Genomic DNA, 7,808 nt, shown 5'->3' with positions numbered 1-7,808 from the left:
GTGCTGGCCGGCCGACAAACAGTGGACATGGAGTATCAAAAAAACTACCCTAAAGGTAGTGCCGCTAGATGTACGCGCGCATCACGAATTTTCATTCTGGATATGACAGTACTTTTTATACCCCACATCTTTTTGACCCCCACGAGCTCGTCTCGTGGGTGAATAAGGTTCGCAAGCTAGACAACGACGCCCTCCCAACCTTCCGATTTTCACTTGTGCTCGCCGCTTCAAGCGGCGAGCACAAGTGAAAATCGGAAGGTTGGGGAAATTGCGGCTCGTGTCTAGCTTGCCAACCTCGGCTTCCTGCCAGACGAGCTGGCAGGGGAGCAATCCATGAAGACTTGTGAGGTATAAAAAGGCTGGACGCCTATGCCACTCATTGAGAGACGGTGCGATCCCGAGGAGATGACGGACCTCCCATTTTCAAACTCAGAGCAAGATGATCAGAGATGACCAATGACAACAACCATATCCGTCTGGGACGCCGGGCTTTCCTTGAAAATGGAACGCTTGTGCTGGGAGTTGCTTCGCTCAGTTCATCGACACTGCTTGCCGACGATGAGGCTCCCCGTCTGAAGGTGGGACTGGTCACGGATCTGCACTATGCCGAAAAAGCACCGGCCGGAACCCGGCACTACCGAGAGACGCTTGCCAAGCTTGAAGAAGCAGCCCGGAAGTTCGAGCAAGACAAGCCCTCGTTTCTCGTCGAACTGGGTGACCTGATTGATGCTGCCGACTCAGTGGAAGTCGAGCAGCGATACCTCAAGACGATCAACCGGCCGTTCTCGGCTATCTGCCAAGACCGGCATTACGTGTTGGGAAATCATTGCGTGGACACGCTGAACAAGGATGAGTTCTTGGGCGGCGTGGAACAGGCGAAGTCGTACTACTCGTTCGAACGGGGCGGCTTCCATTTTGTCGTGATGGACTCTTGTTTCCGCGGCGATGGTGAACCGTATGGACGAAAGAACTTCCATTGGACCGACGCCAACATTCCGACCCATGAACTCGAATGGCTCGAAGCCGACTTGGAAATTAGTGATAAGCCGGTCATCGTCTTCGCGCACCAGCGGTTGGACGTGAGCAACCACCATGGCGTCAAGAACAACGCCGACGTGCGAAAAATCCTGCAAGCATCTGACAAGGTATTGGCCGTCTTCCAAGGGCACAGCCATCAGAACGATCTCAAGGAGATTGGCGGTATTCACTACTGTACACTCGTTGCAATGGTCGAAGGCTCAGGAATCGAAAACAACGGCTACTCGCTGATGGAGATCGAACCATCCGGAACGATTCATCTGACCGGATTCCGTAAACAGGAATCTTACGAATGGGAGCATCAGGGATGAAAAATCTCTTTGACGATCTTTCCAACATGCTGCCCGAGGAACTCGTCACGGTCCTCGCCGAAAACCAACACGTCCGCATCGAGCGGATCGTATCGACCGGTCACGGTTCACCTGAGGGCTTCTGGTACGATCAAGATGAGGCCGAATGGGTGGTCGTGTTGAAAGGGGAAGCCAAGCTACGATTCGAAGACGACGATGAGCCGGCCACGATGCGGCCCGGCGATCACGTTCTGATTCCTGCCCACCGAAAACACCGGGTCGAGTGGACGACGCCGAATGAACCGACCGTCTGGCTGGCGGTTTTCATGGGTGACGATCTCGATTGATCCGGCTGGATAGCATTCAGGCGTTGTCCAGCAATCGCAATTGCACTGTCTTCTAGCGATGCTAGAATGGGGTTACGGAGAATCGAGCATGACCGTTGAGCAAGCAATTACTGATATTTCTGCCCTGCCACCGAGCGACCAACTTCGTATCGTGCAAGCAATCTGGGACCGATTGCCGGACGGCATTGGTACTGAATTGACGGATTCGCAGCGTGCCGAACTAGATCGTCGCTGGGCCGAGTATAAGGCAAAACCATCGACTGCCCTAAGCGAGGAAGAGTTTCGCGAACGAATCCGTGTGGCCCGTGGTCGATGAAGGCGCGGCTAACGGCCCACACCGAAATTGATCTGCTGCGTGGGATCGATTGGTTTGATCGAATCTCGATGGGTCTCGGCGAAAAATTCGAAGCCGAATTTTATCTTGCTCTCGAACGGGTTAAAGGGAATCCGCTGTTATTCGCCGCAGACCATACCGGCTACCGCCCTTGCCGACTCAAGCGATTTACCGCCGTCTTGTATTTCCGTATCGACGAACCCTTCGTTGTGGTTGTCGGACTTTTTACCGGCGGCGAAGATGAGAGCGAACTTAGGAGTCGTGGGTAACGTCTCAAGACGCCGAACTGTATTCCGCTGATTTTGCAGCGTCTTGGACGTACTTCGTGATCAGCGAACGGTGAGACGGTACAGGCAGTTGTTACCAAAACGACAACACGTTGGTGATGACAATCGGCCGGACCGTTGGTCCTTCATGGTAACGTGCATAGATTCCCCAGCCCTTTCGGGCTCGGCTAGGCAAACGTATGGGCCGTTGGCCCGAAGACGTGATCGGGCCAACGGCCCGATCGTATTCCAAGACCTGGCCTGGCATCGGCCTAGGTCGAGTCTCACTCGTCGGTGACGCAGCCTTCGCTGGCGCTTTTGACGCATTTGATGTACTTGTACAACGTGCCCCGGGTGGCCTTGAGCGGAGGGGCGGTCCAGGCTTCGCGTCGGCGGGCCATTTCGGTTTCGTCGACATCGACGTCGAGCGAATTGGTTTCGGCGTCGATCGTGATCGTGTCGCCGTCTTGGACGAGCGCCAACGGTCCGCCTTCTTGCGCTTCCGGGGTGATGTGGCCGACGATGAAGCCGTGACTACCGCCGCTGAAACGACCGTCGGTCAACAACGCCACATCGGACCCCAAACCGGCACCCATGATCGCGCTGGTGGGGGTCAGCATCTCTGGCATTCCGGGTCCGCCCTTGGGGCCTTCGTACCGGATCACCACGACGTCGCCTTTTTGGATTTCGTTACGCTGCAAAGCCGCGAGCATGTCTTCTTCGCTGTCATAACAACGGGCCGGGCCGCTGAATTGCAATCCTTCCTTGCCGGTAATTTTGGCGACGGCACCCTCGGGAGAGAGCGAACCCCTGAGGATGCGAATGTGACCGGATTGTTTGATCGGGGCTTCGACCGTCGCGACGATCCGTTGGCCTTCCTTCAGGCCCGGCAACTCGTCGAGATTCTCGGCGAGCGTTTTGCCGGTGACGGTCATGTGCTCGCCTTTGATGAAACCTTTTTCGAGCAGATATTTCATCACCGCCGGCGTGCCCCCGACGCTGTGCAGATCTTCTTGGACGAACTTGCCGCTCGGTTTCAAGTCGGCTAGGTACGGCGTGCGATCGGCGACGGATTGGAAGTCATCGATCGTCAACGGTACATCAACCGAACGGGCCATCGCGATCAAGTGCAACACCGCGTTGGTGCTGCCTCCGAGTGCCATCAACGTTACCATCGCGTCTTCGAACGCGGCGCGGGTCATGATGTCGCGAGGTTTGATGTCCTTTTCAAGCAAGTGCAAGATCGCCTTGCCGGCCCGGTGGCATTCTTGTTTCTTTTCGTCGTTTTCGGCTGGGACACTCGCCGAGTAAGGTAATGACATGCCGAGTGCCTCGATCGCGGTCGCCATCGTGTTGGCCGTGTACATCCCGCCGCAGGCGCCGGCTCCAGGACAACTTCGCTTGACGATTTCGCCACGTTCCTCTTCACTGATTTGTCCAGAGATGAATTGGCCGAAACATTGAAATGCGCTTACGATGTCCAACTTCTCGCCGTTGTACGAGCCGGGCTTGATCGTGCCGCCGTACACCATGATTGCCGGACGGTTCAAACGTCCCATCGCGATCAAACAACCCGGCATGTTCTTGTCGCAACCGGGCAGCGCGATCAACGCGTCGTACCACTGGGCACCCATGATGGTTTCGATCGAATCGGCGATCAGGTCGCGGCTCTGCAGCGAGAAACTCATTCCGTCGGTCCCCATGGAGATCCCGTCGGAGACGCCGATCGTGTTGAAACGCATGCCGACCATGCCCGCCTCGACGACGCCCTTGCGGACTTCGGCGGCGAGATCGAGCAGATGCATATTGCAGCTATTGCCTTCGTACCACATGCTGCCGATCCCGACTTGCGGTTTGTTCATGTCGTCGGACGTCATCCCGGTTGCGTACAACATCGCCTGGGACGCACCCTGGCTCTTCGGCTGGGTGATGTGACGGCTGTATTTGTTCAGAATGTTCGAGTCAGAATCGGCGGTGGTCATGTCGGTCATCGGTTGAATTGGACTTTCGGGGGGAAATGAGCGGGTACGATCAGAGCCGCGACGGGGCACAGAGTATGATCGGTCGACCCCAATCAACAAAGATGAGGAAAAAAAATGATTCGACGATTCGTAAACAACTGGTTTTTGATGGTCATTTTCGCGGCAATCGTGCCGCCGACGACGGTTTTTGCCGACGATCCGACGCAGTCACCCCCAGCCCAAACCGAAGCAATCAAGCCGCTGAGCACGGTCTCGGACGAGGAATTCGAGAACCGCTGCCGATGGTTGTTTGACGGCACAATTTTGACCCGGTGGGAGGGCAACGCGTATTGGTTCCACACCGAAGGGACCGCCGTCGTGGCGGGTCGTCTGGAAGAAAAAATCCCGGAGAATCAGTTTCTGTGTACGACCGACACGTTCGATAATTTTGACTTGCGGATGGAAGTCCGGATGCGGGGAACCGGCCGCAACGCCGGCGTTCAGTTTCGTTCCCGTCGCCCCAATGCATCCGACAATGGTATCCCGCCTAACGAAGTGATCGGATACCAAGCGGACATGGGCGAAGGTGGAGGCGAGTCGATTTGGGGTGCCCTCTATGACGAATCCCGTCGCAAGAAGATGCTGGTTGTTCCGGACCCCCGTTTTGATGTCCAGTGGAAGACACCCCAAGGGCCAGAATCCGCATCTTCGGCGGTCCCCGAAACCGATTGGATCACCCTGCGGATCGTGTGTGTCGACGATCAGATCGAAATTTATCTGGGCGGTCAACGAACCATCCGTTACACCGAAACGGATCCCGAGATCGCTCGCAGCGGTGTGATCGGTTTGCAAATCCACAGCGGCCCGCCGGCGGAAGCCTGGTATCGCAATGTGCGAATTTTGAGTTTGTAAACGAACTGAAACCCCCATTCAAAATTAGCCGGTGGGCGTTAGCCCCGGTTTCGGCACCACAGAACCGGGGCTAACGCCCGTCGGCTAATAAAATCAGCAGTCTCATTTGCCGGTGGGGGCGACTGCACGCCTGAGTTTTTCCAATACGCCGCAACACGAACGGTCAAACTTCCTGACGCTAATGACCCAACCACCGACCGACCCCACCTTGGACCTGATCGCGATTTGCGCGTTCGGGCTCGAGGCGATCGTCAAACGTGAACTCGCCGCACTAGGCATTGATGCCCTCATCGGTGAGTCCGGTCGCGTTCACTTCCGCGGCACGTTCGATACGATCGCGCAAACGAATTTGTGGTTGCGATGCGCCGATCGCGTTTCGATCCGTGTCGCCGAGTTTCCCGCCGCCGATTTTGATGCATTGTTCGAAACCACCAAAGCGATCCGGTGGGACCGTTGGATTCCCGTCGATGGTTCGTTCCCCGTCACCGGTCGCAGCGTTAAGTCGACGTTGACCAGTGTCCCGGCGTGCCAACGGGCGGTCAAGAAAGCCATCGTCGAAGCCTTGCAACGCGATCACGCGACGAACGAACTTCCCGAAACGGGGGCCGAGTTCAAGGTCGACATCGCGATCCTCAAAGACACCGCCACATTGACCCTCGACACGACCGGACGCGGCTTGCATCGCCGCGGATACCGGGCCGATGTCACCAGCGCCCCGCTAAAAGAAACACTCGCGGCGGCATTGATTCAACTGACCTATTGGCGACGTGATCGACCGCTGATCGATCCGTTTTGCGGCAGTGGCACGATTCCGATCGAAGCCGCCATGATCGGTCGCAACATGGCCCCCGGCCAACATCGTTCGTTCGCTTTCGAGACCTGGCCGGGCGTTCAACGTGAGCCGATCTTGAAACTCCGCGAAGAAGCTTTGCAGGGCGTCTTGGAACCTTTGCCGCAACGTTTGCTCGGCACCGATATCAATCCGCGTATCTTGAAAGTAGCGCGGGACAATGCCGAACGCGCGGGCGTGACCGCGGACGTCCATTTCGAACCGGGCGACGTACGTGATTTGCAAAGCAAACGCCGGTTCGGATGTTTGGTCACCAACCCGCCCTATGGCATGCGTCTCGGCCGAGATTGGGAGGTCGAAGAACTCTACGCGGCGATCCCGAACGTGTTGCGTCATCTGCCGACCTGGTCGTTTTATTTTTTGACCGCGTTTGAAAATTTTGAGAACGCGGTCGGTCGCCAAGCCGATCGTCGCCGAAAACTCTACAACGGCCGGATCGAATGCACCTACTATCAATTCCAAGGCCCCAAGCCGGTCGTGGGCTCCGGCACGATCGACGAGGCGACCCCGGAAACGCCCGCGACGACAACCGATGAGGATCCGACCACGCCTGAGATCGATTCGCCCGAACCTGAGATCGATTCGCCCGAAACGGACGATCCGCAAACGCCGGCCGAAAGCGAACCCGTCGTTCGTTCGCCATGGGAAGCGGCCAAGGCACGCTCGATTGCTAACGCCGAACCAAGCATCACGGAAAAAATGAGTGGTGGCGACTTTCAGTCGCCGGTCTCTCAAACGTCGACTAAAAGTCAACGCTACGTTCACGCGGTTGGCGAAGCGGCCTTCGGCAGTCTACCGGAAAAAGCCCAGCACCAAGCCGAGTTGTTCGCGTCCCGGTTGCGTAAACGAGCCAAGCACCTGCGCCGATGGCCGACCAAACGCGGGATCACGTGTTTCCGTCTTTACGAACGTGACATTCCGGAGATCCCCTTGGTCGTCGATCGCTATGAAAACCATCTGCATCTGAGCGAATTCGAACGGCCCCATGATCGCGATCCCGCGCAACATGCCAATTGGCTCGATCTGATGGCACAGACCGCCGGCGAAACGCTCGACATCCCGAAGCAGAATGTCTATTTGAAAAAACGGATCCGGCAACGCGGCAACACGCAACATCAAAAGGTTGATCAAACCGAACAGCGCATCCCGGTCCAGGAAGGCGGTTTGACGTTCTTGGTCAATCTGGCCGACTATGTCGATACGGGACTTTTCTTGGATCATCGGGTGACGCGTTCGATGGTGCGAGCCGAAGCGACGGGAAAGCATTTCCTGAATCTATTCGCATATACCGGATCGTTTACCGTTTACGCCGCCGCCGGTGGAGCCGCCTCGACGACGAGCGTGGATCTATCATCCAACTACATGCAGTGGGCCGAAGAAAACCTCCGCGCGAATGATCTGCAAGGGCCACAGCACCAGTTCGTCCCGATGCACATCGGCGAGTTCATCCGTCGTCACAAGCCGGGTGAGGTTTATGATTTGGTCGTATGCGATCCGCCGACGTTTTCGAACAGCAAACGGACTGACGAGGACTGGAACGTGCAAACCGATGCGGTGCCGTTATTGATCAACGTGCTCAAGCTCGTTCGGCCCGGCGGAGTGATTTACTTTTCGAACAATTTTCGTCGTTTTAAGTTTGATACCGAAGCCCTCGAAGGCACGACGATCCGCGAGATCTCCGCGCAAACGGTTCCTGAAGACTATCGCAACCGCCGCATCCACCGATGCTGGCGGATTGTGAAAGAGACTCAGGAAACCAAAGAGACTCCGTGAATCGAAGCCACATTATCGGTCGGCATATCAATTCGTG

At 56.6% G+C, this 7,808-nt stretch carries 7 protein-coding genes; 6 read left to right on the top strand and 1 reads right to left on the bottom strand.

The window, feature by feature from the left end:
- Positions 1 to 449 precede the first annotated feature (449 nt).
- From Pla100_RS16420 to Pla100_RS16405, 4 genes are all read left to right on the top strand, one after another.
- Positions 450 to 1,349, top strand: coding sequence for a metallophosphoesterase family protein (locus Pla100_RS16420; RefSeq protein ID WP_146578758.1), 900 nt, complete (start codon positions 450 to 452; stop codon positions 1,347 to 1,349).
- Positions 1,346 to 1,675, top strand: coding sequence for a cupin domain-containing protein (locus Pla100_RS16415; protein ID WP_146578757.1), 330 nt, complete (start codon positions 1,346 to 1,348; stop codon positions 1,673 to 1,675). The genes Pla100_RS16420 and Pla100_RS16415 overlap by 4 nt, the downstream gene beginning before the upstream one ends.
- An 88-nt stretch (positions 1,676 to 1,763) precedes the next feature.
- Positions 1,764 to 1,991 (top strand): addiction module protein, encoded by a 228-nt coding sequence (locus Pla100_RS16410; RefSeq protein WP_146578756.1) that lies wholly within the window; start codon positions 1,764 to 1,766, stop codon positions 1,989 to 1,991.
- Positions 1,988 to 2,278, top strand: coding sequence for a type II toxin-antitoxin system RelE/ParE family toxin (locus tag Pla100_RS16405; protein WP_146578755.1), 291 nt, complete (start codon positions 1,988 to 1,990; stop codon positions 2,276 to 2,278). Before Pla100_RS16410 ends, Pla100_RS16405 begins: the two co-directional genes overlap by 4 nt.
- Positions 2,279 to 2,559: 281 nt before the next feature.
- Here Pla100_RS16405 and ilvD read toward each other — a convergent pair whose 3' ends face one another.
- Entirely contained in the window at positions 2,560 to 4,257 is a 1,698-nt protein-coding gene (ilvD, locus tag Pla100_RS16400; protein WP_146578846.1) for a dihydroxy-acid dehydratase, read from the bottom strand.
- 114 nt (positions 4,258 to 4,371) lie between these two features.
- Here ilvD and Pla100_RS16395 point away from each other — a divergent pair, with 114 nt between their 5' ends.
- Positions 4,372 to 5,148 carry a 3-keto-disaccharide hydrolase gene (locus Pla100_RS16395; protein WP_146578754.1) on the top strand — a complete coding sequence of 259 codons (777 nt, stop codon included), beginning with the start codon at positions 4,372 to 4,374 and terminating at the stop codon, positions 5,146 to 5,148.
- Positions 5,149 to 5,329: 181 nt separating this feature from the next.
- The gene (gene rlmKL, locus Pla100_RS16390; protein WP_146578753.1) at positions 5,330 to 7,771 is read left to right on the top strand and encodes a bifunctional 23S rRNA (guanine(2069)-N(7))-methyltransferase RlmK/23S rRNA (guanine(2445)-N(2))-methyltransferase RlmL; all 2,442 of its coding nucleotides are present in this window, start codon (positions 5,330 to 5,332) and stop codon (positions 7,769 to 7,771) included.
- Positions 7,772 to 7,808 lie beyond the last annotated feature (37 nt).

Origin of the sequence: Neorhodopirellula pilleata (assembly GCF_007859915.1) — a bacterium.
Classification (GTDB): domain Bacteria; phylum Planctomycetota; class Planctomycetia; order Pirellulales; family Pirellulaceae; genus Rhodopirellula; species Rhodopirellula pilleata.
This window is presented reverse-complemented; position numbering and strand designations above follow the sequence as displayed.

Bases quoted from the DNA above. Each gene is read 5' to 3' on its own strand.
- Pla100_RS16420 (WP_146578758.1), top strand. From the start codon at position 450: ATGACCAATGACAACAACCATATCCGTCTGGGACGCCGGGCTTTCCTT.
- Pla100_RS16415 (WP_146578757.1), top strand. From the start codon at position 1,346: ATGAAAAATCTCTTTGACGATCTTTCCAACATGCTGCCCGAGGAACTC.
- Pla100_RS16410 (WP_146578756.1), top strand. From the start codon at position 1,764: ATGACCGTTGAGCAAGCAATTACTGATATTTCTGCCCTGCCACCGAGC.
- Pla100_RS16405 (WP_146578755.1), top strand. From the start codon at position 1,988: ATGAAGGCGCGGCTAACGGCCCACACCGAAATTGATCTGCTGCGTGGG.
- ilvD (WP_146578846.1), bottom strand. From the start codon at position 4,257: ATGACCACCGCCGATTCTGACTCGAACATTCTGAACAAATACAGCCGT.
- Pla100_RS16395 (WP_146578754.1), top strand. From the start codon at position 4,372: ATGATTCGACGATTCGTAAACAACTGGTTTTTGATGGTCATTTTCGCG.
- rlmKL (WP_146578753.1), top strand. From the start codon at position 5,330: ATGACCCAACCACCGACCGACCCCACCTTGGACCTGATCGCGATTTGC.